Raw genomic sequence first — 20,926 nt, 5'->3', positions numbered from 1 at the left:
CAACACTATTTTACTAAAAAGTTGAAACCCACTTTTAGCCCACTTTCAACATGACTATAAAGGACATTACTGGCACATATACTATAGAAGGTTATAATCAAAATGAAGAAAAAACGCCGTACCGCGGAAAACTAAAGTTGTCTATTGACCCAAATAACAGAATTATAGCCCACTGGACAATTGGCGATGAACAAAAACAAACTGGAACGGGCTTTTTTAAAAACAACATCTTAGTTGTTAATTTCAATTATAAAGGAGAAGACCAGAACATTTACAAAGGAGTTGTAGTCTACAAGTGCTTAACTCCAAATTTATTAGAAGGTTTTTGGTCGGAAAAATATGGAGACCCTATGTTTTTAGGAGAAGAACGCTGTTTTCGAATTATGGAAAACAACCCGCTATTAAATTAAAAAAACTATTAGATAAAAGACCGTTTCACTATTAGAATCAAGAACAAAGACTTAATTAGTTCTTGATTTTGAAAACTTTATTTATATTTTAAATTGAAAAAAGCTCGAAAACCAAATGATTTCCGAGCTTTTAATTTCACTCAATATTCTATTCTCTATTTTCTATTTTCTTGAATCTTGAATCTTGAATCTTGAATCTAAATATACTGATTGATAATATTCTCAAACAACTCTTGTTTACCACTTTTTAATTGTAGTTCACCATTCTCTTGAGCAATTTTATATAAGTCTTCTAAACTTAATTTACCATTTTCAAAATCTTTACCTTTTCCAGTATCGAAAGAACTGTAACGTTCTGTTCTTAATTTATCGTAAGCAGAAGATGTAATAATTTTATCGGCTGTTAATAAGGCTCTAGCAAACGTATCTGCTCCACCAATATGTGCGTGGAACACATCGTCTAAATCGGTTGAGTTTCTTCTAATTTTAGCATCAAAATTAACACCACCACCTTGTAAGCCACCAGCTTTAATAAACACGAGCATCGCTTCGGTAGTTTCTTGAATGTTGTTTGGGAATTGATCGGTATCCCAACCATTTTGGTAATCACCACGGTTAGCATCTAAACTCCCTAACATACCAGCTTTTGCTGCTGTTTCAATTTCGTGTTGAAAAGTGTGTTGCGCTAATGTTGCATGATTTACTTCAATATTAATTTTGAAATCTTTATCTAAACCGTATTCTCTTAAGAACCCGATTGCGGTTGCCGAATCGAAATCGTATTGGTGTTTTGAAGGCTCCATTGGTTTTGGCTCTATAAAGAAGTTTCCTTTAAAACCTTGCGCTCTGGCATAATCTCTAGCCATTCCTAAAAATTGTCCCATGTGGTCTAATTCACGGCCCATATCGGTATTTAATAAAGACATGTAACCTTCACGACCTCCCCAAAATACGTAGTTTTCTCCACCTAATTTAATAGTGGCATCTAAAGCTAATTTTATTTGTCCACCAGCTCTAGCAACCACATCGAAATCTGGATTAGTAGAAGCCCCATTCATGTAGCGTGGGTTTGAAAAACAGTTTGCTGTTCCCCAAAGTAATTTTACACCACTTTCGGCTTGTTTTTCTTTTATGTAATCGGTGATAATTTCTAAACGTTGCTCCGACTCTGCAAATGTTGCACCTTCTTGAATTAAATCGAAATCGTGAAAACAGAAATAATCGAATCCCATTTTTCCAATAAATTCGAAAGCAGCATCGGCTTTATCTTTAGCGGCTTGAATAGGATCTGATGCTTTATCCCACTCAAAATTTTGTGTTCCTGGTCCAAATGGATCCGATCCTTGTCCGCAGAAAGTATGCCAGTAAGCAATTGAAAATTTAAACCATTCTTTCATGGTTTTTCCTGCAACCACTTGGTCTGGATTATAATATTTGAATGCTAATGGGTTATCGGAATCTTTACCTTCAAATTTAATATTTCCAATACCTTTAAAATACTCTTTAGTAGCCATAATTTTTAATTATTTGTTGATATTATTTTTTATTTTTCTATTGTTTGTTTGCGTTAGGGATTGAACGGTTTGTTTGAGCTCCCCGACCTTTTGGGAGGGAGCGAGTAGTGAAAGCCCGACCCTTGTGGTAACGCCCTAATTTTATTCTTTATTTAAAACGAGTTCTAATTCTTTTTTCCAGTTGTTGTATGCTTCGGTGTACGGTGTTTTGTCCTTAAATGGCATAAACGTCATAACGTGATCGTTATCCATTATGGTTTTTCCAAAGGCTTCAAAATCCCCTTTATACAAATTGGCAGCACGGGCAGCACCAATAGCGCCTGTGGTATTGTAGATTTCAATTTCTTGCTCTATAAGTGTTGCTACGGTATTTGCAAAAATCTCGGAACGGAATAAATTATCGTTTCCTGCACGGATTACGCTTGGTTTAATGCCATCGGATTTTAAAATTTCCATACCATAAAGAAATGAAAATGCAATTCCTTCCAACGCAGCGCGGCATAAATGAGCTTTGTTGTGGTTGTTTAGGTTGACGTTTACCATACGGGTGCCAATAATTTTATTGTTTAACATACGTTCGGCCCCATTTCCGAAAGGCAGAATACAAACGCCGCCGGATCCAATAGGGATTTCGGAAGCGAGATTATTCATAGCTTCATAAGAACTAACATCTAAATTATTAAGTAACCAACGGTATTGAATTCCAGCACCGTTAATATTTAATAGTTTACCAATATTTATAGTAGATTTTGTATAATTTACGTGTGCAAAATTATTTACTCGTGTACTTTCTTTTCCGGAAAGGCTATCGGTAACTGCGTAAACCACTCCCGATGTTCCTCCAGTTGCGGCCACTTCGCCAGGATTAAAAACATTAAGGGATAGTGCATTGTTTGGCTGATCGCCAGCACGGTAATATATGGGCGTTCCCGCGGCAATACCACTTTCTTTTTCTCCTTGTTCGTCCACTTCAGATTGGTGACCAAAAGTATCCACAATATCTGGGACTAAATCAGGATTTATACCGTAATGCTCTAAAAGGAAATCGGCAACAGAATTGTTTTTAAAATCCCAAAATATACCTTCGGAAAGTCCGGAAATGGTGGTATTTATTTTATTTGAAAATTTATAGGCCACGTAATCTCCTGGCAGCATAAATTTATGGATTTGACTGTAAATTTCGGGCTCGTTATCTTTTACCCATTTTAATTTTGATGCTGTAAAATTAGCTGGCGAGTTTAGTAAATGTTCGGCACATTGGGCTTCGCCAATTTCGGTGAAAGCTTTCTGTCCAATTTCTACGGCGCGACTATCGCACCAAATAATACTTTTACGTAAAGGTTCGCCATTTTTATCGACAATAACTAAACCGTGCATTTGGTAAGCTATTCCGATACCTTTTATTTGTGTGCGACTTACATTATGTTCCTTTTTTAAACGTGTAATCGCATTACAAATATGAAACCACCAGTCGTTTGGTTTTTGTTCTGCCCAGCCATTTTGTTGTGCAAACATGCCCATTTCTTCTTTAGGTTCTTGTACAACACCTAAGCTTTTTCCTGTTTCTACTTCTACCAGCGCCACTTTTATAGAGGAGCTACCTATGTCAATTCCTAAGTTATAATTCATTATAATGAGTCTCTTAAAATTAATTTAGTTGGAATATATTGTTGAATTGTTTTGTCTTCGCTAACAAACTCGGCTGCTTTTGCGCCAAGTTGTTTAAAATCTGTAGAAATTACAGAAATCCCTTTGTATATAAATTGTTTCATCGGGGTTTCGTTATAAGAAAGAAACCCAACATCGGTACCTGGTTCAAAATTATTAGCGCGGCATTGCTCTAGAAATACACCTAGAATTCTATCGCTTACGCTGATATAAGCCTCGCCTTTTACTATATTAAAATCTTTTGGATTTGTAATAATTTCAAAATTAAACCCCTCCTCTTTACAGTATGTTTTAAAATAATCCACCGTTTCAGTGGGATGATGTGTAAATGTGGGATACATAAGTACTATTTTTTTATATTTTTTAAATGCCAGAGTTGCTTCTTTTAAAGCCTTATAAAATGATTTTCCAAAATCTTGAAACACATAATTATTATTCTTTTTGGCATGTACGTTCCAATCTATTAATAGGAGTTTACTATCGTCCATATCCTTTAAAACCTCGACAACTTCTTTATTATCAAAAGTCATGACCACATATTTATAATACTTGCCTTTACTATTATTAATAATGGTTTTAAAATTATCTATATTATAATGATGAAACTGAATATCGGTAATAACGTTCTCGGGTAAATTGTTTACAAATGCGTGATACAATACTTCTTTATAAGCTTTAAATGTATCTAAAAGCAAGAGTACTTTTCGAGTTTCGTTGGCTACATAATAGCCTTTATTGGGTACAGACTCGATAACTCCGTGCTCTTTCAAAATAGAATAAGCTTTAAAAACGGTGTCGCGCGAAAGTTGATGTTGTTTACAAACAGCATTCACCGAAGGCAAACCATCGCCCGCCGTTAATCTATCATTCGCTAACTCATTATTTATGGCATTAACGAGCTGTTGATATTTTGGGATTTCGCTATTTGTATTTATTTCAAAATTCATTTTTAAAACCGTACTGTTCTGGTCTGGTATGCAAATATAAAAATAAATTGATTCCTTAAAAAATATTAGTTATTAATTTTTAAGGCATTTTTCTTTGATAAATTTCTTAAAATTCAAACAAAAAATAATTTAAACAACTACAAATCAATTATTTATAAAAAACACGACATTTTTATAATATTGATTTTATATACTAACTGAGTACCAAATTTAGCATAGAGGCTCAACTAATTTTACAAAACACTTTAAGTTTTATATAAATATTACATTTAATATACTATATTTACAGTGCTATTAATTAGTTCTTAGGGAGAATTAAAGAAAACTCTAAATTGTAATGATTTAGAGTTTTCGCTTTTTATAACTTTATCGCAGTTGTTCTTTTTAACTTGAGTAACATGCCATTATTTTCTTGAAGGCCAGGCTTTATTTTTAGTAAATATCACAACTTAGCTTTCTTTTTTATTACTCGAACTCCGAAACAAAATGGAATTTAATACTCGGATATTTTTGCTGTGTCATTTGCAATGAAAAAGCCGAATCGGCTAAAAACACCAATTGGTTCTGTTTATCTTTTGCAAGATAACGTTGCTTAACCCTTACAAATTCTTTGTATTCTTCGTTTTTAGGATCGGTTGGATCTACCCAACAGGCTTTAAAAACATTCAAATTTTCATAGGTACATTTAGCGCCATATTCATGCTCTAAACGATATTGAATAACTTCATACTGAAGTGCTCCAACGGTTCCTATTACTTTTCGCCCATTTAATTCTAATGTAAATAATTGAGCAACACCTTCATCCATTAACTGGTCGATTCCTTTAAATAGTTGTTTCGATTTTAACGGATCGGCATTATTAATGTATCTAAAGTGCTCTGGCGAGAAGCTTGGCACCCCTTTATAATTTAACACTTCCCCTTCGGTTAAGGTATCTCCAATTTTAAATGTTCCGGTATCTTGCAATCCAACAATATCACCTGGATAAGAAATATCCACAATTTCTTTCTTTTCAGCAAAAAAGGCGTTTGGACTCGAGAATTTTACTTTTTTATTATGGCGCACATGCAAATAAGGCGCATTACGCTTAAACTCACCCGAAACAATTTTAATAAATGCCAAACGGTTTCTGTGATTAGGATCCATATTAGCATGTATTTTAAATACAAACCCACTAAATTTATCTTCGTCTGGTTGCACTAAACGTTCTTCACTTTGTTTTGGTCTTGGCTTTGGAGCTATTTCAACAAAACAATCTAGCAATTCTCGTACACCAAAATTATTTAATGCCGAACCAAAGAATACAGGTTGCTGCTCACCATTTAGATAAGCTTCCTTATTAAAATTGGGGTAAATACCTTCTACCAGTTCAATTTCTTCACGAAGTGTATCGGCTGCTTTTTCTCCTATTAATTTATCTAATTCTGGCGATGCTAAATCGGATATTTCAATGGTTTCTTCAATATCTTTTCTACTATCTCCGCTAAACAAATTAACGTTCTTTTCCCAAATATTATAGATACCTTTAAAATCGTACCCCATTCCTATTGGGAAACTTAATGGCGCTACTTTTAAACCAAGTTTCTGTTCTACTTCATCCAATAAGTCAAAGGCATCTTTACCTTCACGATCCATTTTATTAATAAAAACAATCATTGGGATGTTTCGCATACGGCAAACTTCAACCAATTTTTCGGTTTGTTCCTCCACACCTTTAGCAACATCAATAACTACAATAACACTATCTACCGCGGTTAAAGTTCTAAAAGTATCTTCGGCAAAATCCTTATGTCCAGGCGTGTCTAAAATATTTATTTTAATGCCATTATACTCAAAAGCAAGTACCGATGTTGCCACAGAAATCCCACGCTGACGTTCAATTTCCATGAAATCACTAGTCGCTCCTTTTTTAATTTTATTACTTTTTACAGCTCCAGCTTCCTGTATGGCTCCACCAAATAACAGCAATTTTTCTGTTAAGGTTGTTTTACCCGCATCGGGATGCGAGATAATACCAAAAGTTCGTCTGCGTTGTATTTCTTTTAAAAAGCTCATAAGGTTTGAAAATTGTAAAACGACTGCAAATATAACTGTTAAAAAGGATTATTCTATTTTTTACAAATAGAATAATCCTTTTTTATAAGTATTTACACGAAAAATACCCGTTTATAAAACGACGGGCTATATGAATCTACAATATTAGTCTACTATTTAAAATTTAGTTGGTATTTTTGTGCTTATGATTGAAGAAAAAGTAATTTTAGTTAACGAACAAAACGAAAAAATAGGCCTCATGCCTAAAATGGAAGCTCACGAAAAAGCCTTGTTACATCGCGCCTTTTCTGTTTTTATTTTTAATGATAAAAATGAATTAATGTTGCAACAACGGGCTTTAAACAAATATCATTCTCCGGGACTTTGGACAAACACTTGCTGTAGTCACCAACGCGATGGTGAAAGTAATATTGAAGCTGGAAAACGACGCTTACAGGAAGAAATGGGTTTTGTGGTAGACCTAAAAGAAACCATATCTTTTATATATAAAGCTCCTTTTGACAATGGGTTAACCGAACATGAATTCGATCACGTTATGATTGGAACTTATAACGATGAACCTAAAATAAATCCCGATGAAGTTGCTAGCTGGAAATGGATGTCATTAGAAAATGTGAAAGCCGATATATTATTACATCCCGATCACTATACCGAATGGTTTAAAATTATTTTTGAAAAATTCTACAAGCACATAAACATTGTATAACATGGAAGTAACTGTTAACAGAAAAGCCCATTTTAATGCCGCCCATCGTTTATATAGAAAAGATTGGAGTGCTGAAAAAAATGATGCTATTTTCGGAAAATGTAATAACCCCAATTTTCATGGTCATAATTACGAACTAATTGTAAGTGTTACTGGTGAAATTGATAAAAACACCGGGTTTGTTGTTGATATGAAAGTTCTAAAAAAACTGATTAAAATAGAAATAGAAGACGCACTAGACCATAAAAACTTAAATCTAGAAGTTCCAGAGTTTAAAGAGTTAAATCCAACAGCTGAAAACATAGCCGTGGTTATTTACAATAAATTAAAACCTAAATTAAACGCCAAGTTAGCCTTAGAAATAACGCTTTATGAAACACCACGAAACTTTGTAAAGTATTCTGGAAAATAAATACTTCCTGTTAAATTAAACTCTATAAATTAAAAATAAAAAGCATAAAACCCTGTAAACATAGGCGCAACAAACACCTATTAAATTAGTATGAAAAATGCAATAGGTTTAAAAGTTTATGTTTAATTTTGTAAAAATTTTAAAAGCAATAAGAAATGGCAAATGTTAGAAACCTAAAAAAAGATATTAATTTCGTTTTAGGTGATATTATAGAAGCAGTATATGTTTGGGAACATGCAAACAAAGATAAAGACAGTAAAGACGCCGAAGCAATTATAGATGAAGCCATAGCAACTTTTGATGATTTAATTGTTAAAGTAAATGCTAAGACTGATAATGCCAAAGCACATTTTAAAGCCATTAACACAGAGTTAGAAACTAAAGGATTGGCCTTAATTGAAAAAATTAATAATTTAAGTTAATTTTTTTTTCAAAAAACATTGCAAATATAATTCTAAGTATTATATTTGCACTCGTTAAAAAAGCCGATGTAGCTCAGCTGGCTAGAGCAGCTGATTTGTAATCAGCAGGTCGTGGGTTCGAGTCCCTCCATCGGCTCTTAAATTGTAAAAGATCTTTCAAAAATGAAAGATCTTTTTTTATGCGATAAATTTAAATTAAATAGCTATAAATTAAAAAAGTGCCTGATTAAAAACCAGACACTTAATTTTAAAATAATTCTCCCCTTAAGAACTAATTAATAGCATTGTAAAGGTCTCGCTTTTTTTAAACACACACAATACTCAAATTGAGTAATTTTAAAATTCAATACATCTTAAAATAAGTTTTTATTCATTTTAAGCATTCCTATAAGCTCTCCTGTAGAGGAAATATTAAGCTTCTTTAGAATATTCCTACGGTGGGTGTCAACCGTTTTAGAACTAATATTTAAACTTAACCCTATCTGTTTACTTGAATTATTTAAAACTAACAGCCTTATAATATCTCGCTCTCGATTACTAATTCCACCTTTTAATAACTTATGAGAAAAATTATTATAGTAAACCGTCTCGTATTCATTATTTTCATTTAAAAATTTAGCCGAAGCACAAACCTGCATCTCCGTTTGCACTGGCAAAACCGTATAATGCGCTAAACCTATAATAGGCTTGCTATCTGTATCAAACTCCAATGGCGTAGTATTCTGAATGATATTTACATATTCTCCTTGAGAGTTCATTAAACGATAATTCCACGTATAAGTCATACGCTCTCTATTTTCTAAAGAAATTTCATTTAATGTAAAGGTCATTAATTCATTTAATCCTTGAAGCCACTGCTCTAAATCGGATGGATGCATTCTACTCCAAAAATTTCGCATCCCAAGGGCTTTCAGCTCTGCTTTATCAAGCCCTAAACAGGCCGTCATATTTTTACTGATATACTCAAAAGTCAAATCTTGCGTATTGGTCACACAAAAAAAAGTTGAACTGTAAGGCAGATAGGTATCTAGTTCAATAAATTTCTCTATATGTTTTTTAAGCGAAGGGTTATCGTGAGATTTAAAGATTTCCTTATAGGTATCTTTAATACTGAATCTAGTCATAATTATCGGTTGGTTGTCCCTAAAGTAATAAAAATAAAAAAACCAACTAAACTTTTCGCATAAAAAAACCTAAGACTTTCATCTTAGGTTTATATTCTGTGGGCGCGAAGGGATTCGAACCCCTGACCCCTTGGGTGTAAACCAAGTGCTCTGAACCAACTGAGCTACGCGCCCTTCTCTTTTGCGTGTGCAAATATAACTTAGTTTTTAATTCTGCAAAATTTTTTTTGAAAAAAATTACATTATTTCGGCTGATACAAATGTGCCCTCGCCAACGAATATAAATTCTTTTAATTTATAATTTTTATAAGTTACTGTATATGTTTTATTTACACATTATATACTTTTCCTTTAAAGCCAATTCATTAAAAATATTTTTTAACTTTTAAAAGATAACTTTATTAGATTTACAAAAATAACGGGGTAGTATGTTTAGATAATAAATTAATAATTAAAGTTAAATCTGTATTGTTAACTCCGTCAAAAACATTAAACAAATGCTCTAAGGTTTATTCTTTTATTTGTTTCTTTGTTACGCCTATTGCATACTATTTTGGGTTATGTATTTTAAATTTACACTTACAAAACTACCCCGAATAGTCTTTTAAAAAGCTTTTGAAATAATAATAAAAACAGAGGAGTCATTATCAAAACCTTCTCGTATTTTTTGATAAGCAATGCGCATTTGAGATTCTACAGTTTTTACAGAGATATTTAAGCGATTAGCTATTTCTTGATATTTTAACCCTTCTAGTTTATTGAGCTTTAAAATTTCTTGACACTTTGGTGGTAAAGTATCTACTATTTGTTTTAATTTTCTTATTCTTTTTTTTTCAATTTCTTTATCTTCCTTTATATTATCTCTTAACGCTTGTTCTTTTAAATCGTCTAGTAACGCATTTCTTCGCTTTGTACTTCTGTAATAATCTACATAAGCTCTATGAGCAACAGTATACAAATAGCCTTTAACCGATTTTGTTATATTTAATTCACCTCGTTTAACCCAAAGCCCTACAAACAACTGTTGTACAATATCTTCCGAAGTAGACCTATGCTGCGTAAAAACAGTAATATAATTCACAAGGTCTGCATAATACTTTTGGAATAATACTTCAAAAGCATTTTCATCATTATGTTTTATAGCATTAATAAGATCTAAATCCTGCATTAAAAAATTGTTAAGTTTAACAAATGTGAAGATATATAATGTAAAAAAAAAATAAAAAAAACGTTAATTTTTTTAAGGGTTTTTATAAAATAGAAACGACACCTATATAAATCACCACAAAATCTTTTAAAAATTGAAAAAATTAATTTTAAAGTATTTAACAAATTCTATTGATGATATAGAACTAAACAAGCTACAAGACTGGTTAAAAAAACCCAAAAACCATAAAATCTTTAAAGATTTTATAATTGATGATTTTAACCTAAACAAGCTGTACAACAAAGTAGATGTTGATACCGCTTTTAATAATGTTTTAGAAAACATAGAATCACAACCTAAAGTTATTCCGCTTTTTAAAAGAAAAATATTTAAGTATGCTGCGGCATCTTTAATTGCTATATTAATAAGTATTCCATTCGTTTTAAACAACTTAAAAACAGACCGCAACACACCTATTATTGTAAACAACAATATAAAAACAGGAACAGATAAAGCTATTTTAACTTTAGATGATGGTACAAGCGTAGCCCTTGAAAAAGGAAAACAATATGCGAATAAAAATATTGCGAGTAACGGAGAGAAAATAATTTACAAAACACCCCCTAAGGCTAATAAAAAAGTTAAAGTCAGTAAAGCCAGTAGAGAGATTGCCTATAACTATTTAACCATACCAAGAGGCGGACAGTATTACATTATATTAGAAGACGGCACACAAGTATGGTTAAATTCAGAATCTAAACTTAAATATCCTGTCACTTTTATTAAAGGAAAAACCAGAAAAGTTGAATTAGTTTATGGTGAAGCCTATTTTGATGTTTCACCTAGTGAAAATAATCAAGGTTCAAAATTTAAGGTAATAACTAACAACCAAGAAATAGATGTATTGGGTACAGAGTTTAACATTAAAGCTTACAAAGATGAAGACAATATATATACTACCTTAATAGAAGGTAAAATAGTACTTCAAGCTAATAAACATCATAAAAGTTTACTAGTTAATCAACAGGCTGTTGTAAATACCAAAAATAACAATATGACAATCTCAACCGTTGAACCAAAATATGAAATTGCATGGAAAAACGGTTTATTCAGTTTTAAAAACAAACCCTTAAAAGATATCATGAAAGTACTTTCTCGTTGGTACGATGTTAATGTTATTTTTGAAGATGAAGCTGCTAAGAATTTAACGTTTAATGGTCAATTAAGTAAGCATCAAAACATGGAAAACATTTTAATCCTAATAAAAAACACAAAATTAATTCAAGCCTATGACATAAACAACAATACAATTACTATTAAAAAATAAGAAAGAGAGTAAAGTTTTCTGCTCGCCAAAGTAAAAACGCTTTACCCTCCTGAAAATCATTATTAATTATTCGTTTAACTAACTAATAACAAGCAAATTTATGAAAATTAAATTAATCCATTGGTTCTACCAAAATAGAATCAAGTCATTACATTTTATGATGAGAACATTTATCCTCCTGCTCTGTACATCAGTCTTTAGTTTTAACTCTGGTAACATATTCTCACAAAGCAAAGTAACGATTCATACAAACCAAACAATAACTGTAGATGAGGTTTTTGAACTCATAATGAATCAAACAGATTACAATTTTATTTATCAAACTCATTTATTTGATAACTATCCAAAAGTATCCTTAAATAAAGGCAAAATTAAAATTGAGACACTATTGCATAAAACCCTCGAAAAAGGCGATTTCTCCTACTCTTTATCCTCCGATAAAACAATAATCATAAAACAAATATCAGAAAAGCCTATTGAATCAGTTTCATCCTTAAAATCATTTCAACAAAAAATAACAGGAACCGTTTTAGACGAAACAGGAGAACCGTTGCCTGGAGTAAACGTAATATTTAAAGGACATCAGACTGGTGCCTCTACTGATATTAATGGTAAATATGAATTGAATATTAGTAATCAAAACAATAATATTGTTTTGGTATTTACTTTCCTTGGATATAAAGATCTGGAGGTTGCAATAGGTAACAAAACCGTAATTGATGTAAATATGATACCAAGTCTTGCTGGCTTAGATGAGGTTGTTGTAATTGGCTATGGAACATCAAAAATTAAAGATGCCACAGGTGCTATTTCTAGAATTAGTGCTAAAGATATAGAAAATGCCCCCATGGGTGCTAGTGTAGAGAGCTTATTACAAGGTAGATCTGCTGGGGTAAATGTACAAATACAGTCGGCATCACCAACTTCACCTATTAGTGTAGTAATCCGTGGAGCTTCGTCTCTTTCGGGTAACAACCAGCCTTTATGGGTTATAGATGGCGTACCCCAATACTCTTCTACAACTTCAGGTAACATAGCCAACACTTTATACAACTTAAACCTTAATGATGTTAAAAGTATTGATATTTTAAAAGATGCTTCTGCTACCGCTGTTTATGGTTCTAGAGCTGCAAATGGTGTTGTTATAGTTACAACAAAAAAAGGCAAGGCCGGAATGAAACCTATTTTTGAAGTGTCATCGCGAGTAGGTGTTCAAGTAATGGATTTTAATGGTTATCAATATTTTGAAGCTGATGAATATAAAACTTTTGCTGATGCAGCAGCGAGAGAAATGATAATGGTAAGACCTGGATTCGATTACTTCTCTAGATCTTATTTAGATCAACAAGCTTTTTTCGATTTAAACACAAGTGAATACGATAAAACCGATTTACAAGTTTTACCAACTGCATATTTTGATGGTAATACCAATTGGCAAGAAGAGATGACTCAAAACCCACTGGTAACGCAACAAGATTTTTCGGTTCGTGGTGGCTCAGAAGCAACAACCTATTTTGTATCCTTTAATTACAGAAATATGGAAGGGATTGTTAAAACAGGTAAAAGTGAATTATATGGTGGTCGGGTAAATTTAGATACTAAAATAAACAATAACATTAAATTTGGGCTTAATTTAAGTGGTAGCACTCGTAACTCTGATGACAAAGATTATATGCTAGATATATTAAAGAAAGTTAGACCCGATATTCCAGCGTTTAATGAAGACGGAAGTATTTTCACCAAAGACCGTTACACAGAGAACCCTTACACAACCTTAAAAAATACTCGGTCTGGAAAAGGTATTACATTCAATGGAACTGCTTTTTTAGATATAGGCATTGTTGAAGGCCTTGACTTTCGTACAGCTTTTACCAATAATTATACAGATAGCCAAAACTTAAATTATTCTAGATCAGGAAGTCGATTTAATACTACCGGTAGCCGAAGTTGGTATAATAGTAAAGCTTCTTTAAACGTTTGGGAAAACACATTAACGTATGCGAAGATGATTAATGACAAACATGACATTCGTGCTTTAGCTGGCTACTCTCTAGAAAATAATATCGTTCGGGGATATTCAATGAGTGCTACTAACTTTCCAGATGATGACATTTTAAACAACTTCAGCTCTGCAGCTTCTGTAGGAAACATAACCGAAACCCAAACAGAAAACGCATTAATATCTCAATTTGCTCGTGTGCACTATAAATTTGACGATCGTTATATTATCTCTGGTACCATTCGTAGAGACGGGTCATCTCGTTTTGGAGCTGACAAACGTTGGGGAATATTCCCTTCTGGCGCAGCCGCTTGGTTAGTGTCTAGTGAGAAATTCATGCAAAATGAAAATATCACTAAATATGTAAATTATCTAAAACTTAGAGCTTCTTTAGGTTTATCAGGATCACAAAATCTCGGTAACTTTGACTGGATTACACAAGTAGGATCTACTCGGTATAATGAAAACCCAGCTATCCAGCCCAGTTCTATTGGAAACCCTAACTTGCAATGGGAGCAAACACAAATGTTTGATTTAGGATTAGATTTTGGTTTATTAGACGATAGAATTTATGGTTCTATTGGTATTTATCAAAAAAGAAGTGATGAATTAATCTATTCATCTCCACTAGCTCCAAGTTCAGCGTTTAGCAGTATTACTTCTAATGTTGCTTCAATTAAAAATGATGGATTTGAATTTGATATCAAGTACGATATCCTTCGTACCTCAAATCAACGACTAACCTTTGATTTTAATTTCTCGAAAAATGTCACCAAAGTAACCAAAATCAATGGAGATACGGAAGAACTATTATTTCCAAGTTCTAGAACCACTTATATTCGTATGCTTGAAGGTGAAGAAACAGGACAATGGTTTGGCTTCCAAACCGCCGGAAGGTTTTATGTTAATGCAGAAGATGCCATCGCTAATCAAGGTAGAACTGAAACAGGACAAACAACCTATTTAAATAGCGCACAAGAAACAGCAGGCGATTTAATTTTTATCGATCAAGATGGAGACGGTAAAATCACCAATGAAGACCGTGTAAATTTAGGATCATCTGTCCCTAAAGGTTTTGGAGGTTTTGGATTAACCTACCGATATAAAGGTCTTTTGGTAAATGCAGCTTTCACCTACGCTTTTGGCCATACAAGATTGTGGAAATTGCCTCTTAGTGATATTGGATATGTTGGAAATTACAATCAATCAAATTTAATTGCTGGTCAAAGCACCATTTTAAACAGTCCTTATGAAGCAAGCTATCCTAGAATGGCTCAATACGGCATTGGAAGTAATAATAGATTCTCTGATTTTTATCTTCATGATGCATCATACTTGCGTTTAAACGCATTAAATATTACCTATAAACTTCCAAGTAAACTGTTTAAGAATATGGTGGTAAATGGAATAGATTTAACCTTTCAAGCAACAAATTTATTTACATTAACGAAATACCCTGGATTTGACCCACAAGGAAACTGGACATCTTCTTCCATTGGCTCTGGAATGGCAGTAGATGAAAGTACCTATCCATCTGCCCAAATTTATAATCTTGGAATTAAAATTAACCTTCAGTAAAAAATCAACAGATGAAAAATTTATTAAATATATCATTGTTCACCCTAATTTTTACGGTGAGCGCTTGTTCAGACTTTTTAGAAAAAGAACCGAGTTATTCCTTAAACGAAGAAAATGCACTAACCTCTTTTAGTAAGGCTGAAGCCGCTCTAGGTGGCATTTACGCCAACTTTTCTGGAGCCAGCGCGGGAGGTGATTGGTCTGGAGGTTTGTATGTAGCTCTTGCCTCTAAATCTGGATTTGTAAATTGGAGTAGTGGCGATTATGAGATGGAATATAACCAACTTAATAATACTGAAACCGGAAAGGCATTTTGGACCACTTTTTACAAAACACTAAACGCTGCTAATTTCGCAATAAATGGAGCAATAAACCTTCCCGAAAATGCTGTACCTAGCGAAGCAGAACGTGAAGCTTTGATTGCAGAAGGTAAGTGCTTACGCGCTTGGGTAAATATTAATTTATTATGGAATTATGGCCATTGGTGGAGTGATGATGACACTAACCCTTATGGTTTATTATATAGAGATGAAGTAACAAACCTAAGTAATGTTGAAAAAGCCAGAATTTCTATTGGTGAAAGTTATACTAAAATTTTTGAAGACCTAGATTATGCCATTGCCAAATTAGGCACTTTTGAAAGTCCTAGATATGTTTCCAAAGAATTTGCAAAGGTATTAAAAGCTAAGATTTTGCTTTACCGTGGCGGGTACAACAATACAACCTCAGATTTAAACGAAGCTCTTTCTCTGGTTAATGATGTACTAGAGTCAAGCCCTGCTGGTTTTGCAATGCAGGAAGATTTAGCGCAGGTATATGAAGATTCATGGGATTCTCCAGAAAACTTATTTGTAAGATATTTAGATGATGATGGACGTAGAACCACTAACGCCGGATATTGGTACCCCTATGGATTAGCACAAATTATAGGAGATAGATTACCTTTAGGTCCAGGAGAAAGCTTAACTGCTGGTCTTGAATATGGAATTGACTGGTTTAAAGCCGACCCACGATGGGATATTGTAACCGGTCCTGTTCGGGGTGCCGAGACCTGGGATAACACCATGTATTACACTTGGCCAAAATTAGCTCGTTTAGGTCGTTATGCAGGACAACAATCTAATCCACCCGATGAAAAATACGCCGCATACTATTTTAGATACCCCGAACTCTATATTATGAAATCAGAATTGCTTGCTAGAACAGGGGCTTCTATATCAGATGCCATTGCTCCTATCAATTTAATGCGTTCCATACGCACTAACCCAAGTTTACCCAGCCTAAACCCAAGTAATGAACAAGAATTAATGGATTTAATTTTTCAAGAATATTTCTTAGAAACATTTTTAGAAAATGGTAGCGAATTTTTTGCATCACTTAGATTTATGAAAGCAGGCAAACCATGGATAGAAAGCATTAAAGGTGGAAAACCTTTAGAAGAAAATAAAATTTGTTATCCAATTCCAAATGAAGAAATGATAAATAACAGATTAATGACGCAAAATCCAGATTTAGAATAATTTAAACCAAAACGAATATGAAATTCATACAAAAACATATACAAATTGCAGCTATTTTAACATGCTTACTTGGCTTATATTCTTGCGCAGATGATAGTATAGAATTAAAAGTTCCTTATCCTAATGATATTACTTTTAATGAGCTTGAATTAGATAGATTTACTTATAACATTCCTAACACTCCCTTTACAACTGGAGATGATGAATCGGGTGTAATCACCGTAAATGTTTCAGCTGGTGGTAGTGGGTCTTATAGTGGATTTGCACTCTCTAATAAAAACTGGCGTTCTTATCCATGGAACTTAAGTCCAGATTTTGCCCCAGCAGGAGGAATTACACCAGCTGAAAAGCAGGCTTCAATTGATTCTACAGCCTTTAGTGTAACAACCGTTAGACCCAATAGAACTGAAAATTATTTGGTAGGACGTGCAGATGGAGAGGATGCTTACTTTACACTAAGCGCTCCTGCAACCGTTGAACATATACTGGTAGCAAATACTACCTATAACTATTTACTAGCTTCCTACGGTTCTATTTATTCTGGCACATTTGACACAGAAACACAATCCTACACTATTGATGGCGCCAAGGTGAGAAATATTCAAAACCCTAATACCTCAGCAAGTCGTTATGGTCGCTTTACCTTACCTGCGCCTAATGGATCAAATGCAGTTCGACTAAGTAGTCATGCTGAATTAGCCAAAAGAGAGGCTGGTGCTACGGCTGCCGAAGCTACACGAAACGCTGGTGGCACTGAAGCTGAAGCAATAAACGATTCCATTACAGCATATAATGCGCTATCAACGGGCTATATAAAGCTTAAAATAGAAGGCTATTTAAATGAAACACTTACGGGAGATGTTGATTTTTATTTAGCAGCTTTACCTAATACAGATCCAGAACATCCTGAGTACGATTTCATTTTAAATGATTGGACCAAAGTTGATTTAACTTCCTTAGGAGAAGTAGATAAAGTATTATTTAGAATATCATCCTCTTATACAGATGGATCTGGATCAATGGTTTATGATCCTACATTTTGTTTGGATGGTATTCGTTTAACAAATTAAAGTCATAATTATGCAATTAATCAAATTAATAAATATAACAGCTTTAGTTTTTTTTAACCTGCTATGGTCTGCACAAATAACCACCGCAGAAGCAGTAGCCTCCACCAAAGACTCTTTTGTGATTAATGGAGAATTAAAAAACTTAAGTAAGGATATCTGGGTACAGCTCAGTCTCAAGGGGGCACAATCTCCTTTAGACAGTGTAAAAACTCAGCAAGGAAAATTTGTGTTTAAAGGAAGGGTTGAAACCCCTTCCTTATACACGCTTACTTTTTTAAGAAACAAAAAAAAGAAAAATAGCAGACCTCCATATCAACCAAGTTTTCAACTGTTTTTAGAAAATTCAAACATTTCATTACAGGCAGACCTAAATTTATTACCAAATAGCTATTCCGAATTATATAAAAACCCTTTGGCCTATAAAACGGTAAACGTATCTGGTTCTAAATCACATGATCAGTTTATGGATTTTAAAAACACCCAAAATATTTTAGACCAAAAGCGCTCAAATCTTTTTAGGGACAAATACATTGCTTATTTAAACCCTAAAGATGGTGCAGTAAAAGGCCCCATAAGCGAAGGGATTAGTATAATTCAAGAGATTGATGCTTCCGCTGCAAAAGCCAAGGAAAACATTATCACATTTATTTCAAAAAACAAGAATAACTATGTTGGTCTTGCCGTAGCAAAAAACAGGTTGAATAAATTTAATTTTAATGAAATTGAAACTATTATAAATAATTTTTCTTCAGAAATTAAAGAAAGTCAAGCTTTTGCCAACTTTAAAACCGAGGCCACAAGGGTTATGGCTTCAGCTAAGGGAGCTAAATTTATTGATTTCAATTTTAAAGATCACCAAGGAAACCAGGTTAAACTGTCAGACCATGTTGGCAAAGGTAAATATGTTTTGCTAGAATTTTGGGCCTCTTGGTGCGGACCTTGTCGTGCCGACATTCCTCACTTAAAAGAAGCTTACAAAGCCTTTCATCCTTCAGGATTTGAAGTTATAAGCATATCAATGGATGAGCATAAAGAAAAATGGCTAGAAGCAATTGAAGAAGAAAAAATGCCTTGGTTACAAGTTTCAGACTTGAAAGCCTTTAACGGAGAATTAAATAAACTGTACAATTTTCAAGGTATCCCTACGTGCATCTTAATTGATCCATCTGGATATATTGTAACTAGAAATATGCGTGGCTCATGGATGGATGCTAAGCTTATAGCGCTTTATGAAAATAAGTTTGATAAATAAAAAATTCCTAATGTAATTAAAACTCTAAATCATTAAACTTTTAATACGAATAAAAACTAGTAACAAAAGTGTAGCGTATAATCCGTATCAATATTCCAACTAAAAAGTAATTAGAAGGAAATTATAGCCCCACCAATACCAATGGCTAATTTAAATTGGAATATAAGGTATACCTCAGTTTATGAATTATTATAAAATGAATTGTAAAATATTTTGTACTTAACACTTGAGTTTGATTGAAATTTTTAGAGTTTCAAGAACACGTCCTTTTACCCATCATTAACCCAAATACCCAATATTATACATAGAAACTACTTGAAGAGATTGGATTATCTTTTCTAAAAAGCACATATAATAAACACAAATAAAAATTATTACCATGAAAAAAATTTTTTACGCCCTATTATCACTAATCACATTTATATCTTGCGAAAAGCAAAAGCCAACAATAAATTACGCCATCGTAAAAGGAAAACTTGATGGGGCTAATTCTGGTGCCATTATGATTGCAAATAGCTTAAAAAAAACATATAGCTATACTTTAAAAATTAATGAAGATGGCAGTTTTTTAGACACTCTAGATCTTGTTCAAGGCTATTACGATTTTAAATATAGTAATAAAAAAATATCTCTCTACTTAGATAAAGGTTTCGATTTATCTATTACTGCAAACACAGAAAATATTGATAGCACATTTTCAACGAGTGGCAATGGATCTATTGAAAATAATTTTATAAAATATACAGACGAGCATGTGAAACAATTTACAGGGTATGAAAACTTCTACCTCTTAGAAGAATCTGCTTTTGCAAAAAAAATGGATGCATTAAAATCATTAAAAACAAATTTAGTTGCGAGTAATGATGAATTACCCTCTAAGTTTAAAACCTTTCAAGAAAAAGACATTGAATATAACTATTTGTATGCCCTAAACTATTATGAAAGATTTCATAAAATATATACAAAAAATCCTGATTTTAAAGTTTCTGATGAGTTTTTAGCCTCTCTAAAAAATATCGATTATAATAATGAAAAAGATTATTGGTTATACAAAACATATCAATATTTAGTAGCAAAACACTACACCAAAGAAGCCGAAAAATTTAGTGAAACAGAATCTGTACCAAAAGATATTGCGGCTTTAATAACTTATGCAAAAATTCCAAGCGAATCTATTAAAAACAATTTATCGAAAAAAGGTGCCACTTTTGCTATCACTATTACAAAACATTTAGATGATTATTATAACGCGTTTAAAAAAGCTAATACTGATAAAGAACAATTAAAAATAATTGAAGAGTACTATAAAAAACTAAAACAGGTTGAACCAGGAAATCCATCACCAAAATTCTATAATTATGAAAACTATAATGGAGACACCACCTCTTTAGAAGATTTAAAAGGCAAATATGTATATATAGACGTATGGGCTACATGGTGCGCCCCTTGTAGAAAAGAAACCCCATTTTTAAAGAAAATAGAAAAAAAATATCATAACAAAAACATTCATTTTGTGAGTATATCGCTAGATAAACCCCAAAATCATAAAAAATGGAAAAACATGATTAAAGAAGAAGCGCTTGGAGGTATTCAATTAATAGCTGATAATAATTTTCAGTCAGATTTTATAAAAGATTATATTATAAAAGGCATTCCAAAATTTATTCTTCTAGACCCCAAGGGCAACATTGTTGATAATAATGCACCTAGACCTTCTGATGAAAAACTGATAGAACTTTTTAACACCCTTCAAATTTAAATAAATTAACATTTTA

The 20,926-nt window shown here is 32.8% G+C and carries 16 protein-coding genes and 2 tRNA genes; 11 read left to right on the top strand and 7 right to left on the bottom strand.

All coding sequences use genetic code 11. From position 1 onward, the window contains the following. The first annotated feature begins 50 nt into the window (after positions 1-50). Positions 51-410 carry a hypothetical protein gene (locus FQU21_RS16150; protein WP_147679045.1) on the top strand — a complete coding sequence of 120 codons (360 nt, stop codon included), beginning with the start codon at positions 51-53 and terminating at the stop codon, positions 408-410. Positions 411-607: 197 nt separating this feature from the next. On the opposite strand, the gene xylA is transcribed toward FQU21_RS16150, so the two are convergent. The 4 genes from xylA to FQU21_RS16130 form a co-directional block, all read right to left on the bottom strand. Further along, positions 608-1,924 (bottom strand): xylose isomerase, encoded by a 1,317-nt coding sequence (gene xylA / locus FQU21_RS16145; protein WP_147679044.1) that lies wholly within the window; start codon positions 1,922-1,924, stop codon positions 608-610. Positions 1,925-2,065: 141 nt separating this feature from the next. Continuing rightward, complete coding sequence (locus FQU21_RS16140) at positions 2,066-3,553, bottom strand: xylulokinase (protein ID WP_147679043.1); 1,488 nt, start codon at positions 3,551-3,553, stop codon at positions 2,066-2,068. Beyond that, a complete protein-coding gene (locus FQU21_RS16135) occupies positions 3,553-4,539 on the bottom strand; it encodes a GntR family transcriptional regulator (RefSeq protein ID WP_147679042.1) in 987 nt (328 codons plus the stop codon). Before FQU21_RS16135 ends, FQU21_RS16140 begins: the two co-directional genes overlap by 1 nt. A gap of 465 nt (positions 4,540-5,004) precedes the next feature. Further along, positions 5,005-6,594: a peptide chain release factor 3 gene (locus FQU21_RS16130; RefSeq protein ID WP_147679041.1), complete on the bottom strand. Its 1,590-nt coding sequence runs from the start codon at positions 6,592-6,594 to the stop codon at positions 5,005-5,007. Positions 6,595-6,778: 184 nt separating this feature from the next. Here FQU21_RS16130 and idi point away from each other — a divergent pair, with 184 nt between their 5' ends. The 4 genes from idi to FQU21_RS16110 all read left to right on the top strand — a co-directional run bounded on the left by idi (position 6,779) and on the right by FQU21_RS16110 (position 8,270). Then, the gene (gene idi / locus FQU21_RS16125; RefSeq protein WP_147679040.1) at positions 6,779-7,300 is read left to right on the top strand and encodes an isopentenyl-diphosphate Delta-isomerase; all 522 of its coding nucleotides are present in this window, start codon (positions 6,779-6,781) and stop codon (positions 7,298-7,300) included. 1 nt (position 7,301) lies between these two features. Continuing rightward, positions 7,302-7,712, top strand: a complete 411-nt coding sequence (locus tag FQU21_RS16120) for a 6-pyruvoyl trahydropterin synthase family protein (RefSeq protein ID WP_147679039.1) — start codon at positions 7,302-7,304, stop codon at positions 7,710-7,712. A 155-nt stretch (positions 7,713-7,867) separates the two neighbouring features. Beyond that, complete coding sequence (locus tag FQU21_RS16115; protein ID WP_147679038.1) at positions 7,868-8,134, top strand: hypothetical protein; 267 nt, start codon at positions 7,868-7,870, stop codon at positions 8,132-8,134. Between the two features lie 62 nt (positions 8,135-8,196). Next, positions 8,197-8,270, top strand: a tRNA-Thr gene (locus FQU21_RS16110). Between the two features lie 217 nt (positions 8,271-8,487). On the opposite strand, the gene FQU21_RS16105 is transcribed toward FQU21_RS16110, so the two are convergent. The 3 genes from FQU21_RS16105 to FQU21_RS16095 form a co-directional block, all read right to left on the bottom strand. Then, complete coding sequence (locus tag FQU21_RS16105) at positions 8,488-9,258, bottom strand: LuxR C-terminal-related transcriptional regulator (RefSeq protein WP_147679037.1); 771 nt, start codon at positions 9,256-9,258, stop codon at positions 8,488-8,490. Between the two features lie 99 nt (positions 9,259-9,357). Further along, positions 9,358-9,432: transfer RNA gene (locus tag FQU21_RS16100), tRNA-Val, on the bottom strand. Positions 9,433-9,862: 430 nt separating this feature from the next. Continuing rightward, positions 9,863-10,426 (bottom strand): RNA polymerase sigma factor, encoded by a 564-nt coding sequence (locus FQU21_RS16095; protein ID WP_147679036.1) that lies wholly within the window; start codon positions 10,424-10,426, stop codon positions 9,863-9,865. 133 nt (positions 10,427-10,559) lie between these two features. Here FQU21_RS16095 and FQU21_RS16090 point away from each other — a divergent pair, with 133 nt between their 5' ends. From FQU21_RS16090 to FQU21_RS16065, 6 genes are all read left to right on the top strand, one after another. Continuing rightward, positions 10,560-11,732 (top strand): FecR family protein, encoded by a 1,173-nt coding sequence (locus FQU21_RS16090; protein ID WP_147679035.1) that lies wholly within the window; start codon positions 10,560-10,562, stop codon positions 11,730-11,732. A 100-nt stretch (positions 11,733-11,832) separates the two neighbouring features. Next, a complete protein-coding gene (locus FQU21_RS16085) occupies positions 11,833-15,309 on the top strand; it encodes a SusC/RagA family TonB-linked outer membrane protein (RefSeq protein ID WP_147679034.1) in 3,477 nt (1,158 codons plus the stop codon). A gap of 11 nt (positions 15,310-15,320) precedes the next feature. Continuing rightward, a complete protein-coding gene (locus tag FQU21_RS16080) occupies positions 15,321-16,829 on the top strand; it encodes a RagB/SusD family nutrient uptake outer membrane protein (protein WP_147679033.1) in 1,509 nt (502 codons plus the stop codon). A gap of 17 nt (positions 16,830-16,846) precedes the next feature. Beyond that, positions 16,847-17,899, top strand: coding sequence for a DUF4465 domain-containing protein (locus FQU21_RS16075; protein WP_147679032.1), 1,053 nt, complete (start codon positions 16,847-16,849; stop codon positions 17,897-17,899). 10 nt (positions 17,900-17,909) lie between these two features. Then, the gene (locus FQU21_RS17845; RefSeq protein ID WP_147679031.1) at positions 17,910-19,151 is read left to right on the top strand and encodes a redoxin domain-containing protein; all 1,242 of its coding nucleotides are present in this window, start codon (positions 17,910-17,912) and stop codon (positions 19,149-19,151) included. 379 nt (positions 19,152-19,530) lie between these two features. After that, positions 19,531-20,910 (top strand): TlpA family protein disulfide reductase, encoded by a 1,380-nt coding sequence (locus FQU21_RS16065; protein WP_147679030.1) that lies wholly within the window; start codon positions 19,531-19,533, stop codon positions 20,908-20,910. The last annotated feature ends 16 nt before the right edge of the window (positions 20,911-20,926 follow it).

Origin of the sequence: Algibacter pacificus (assembly GCF_008033385.1) — a bacterium.
GTDB lineage: Bacteria > Bacteroidota > Bacteroidia > Flavobacteriales > Flavobacteriaceae > Algibacter > Algibacter pacificus.
This window is presented reverse-complemented; position numbering and strand designations above follow the sequence as displayed.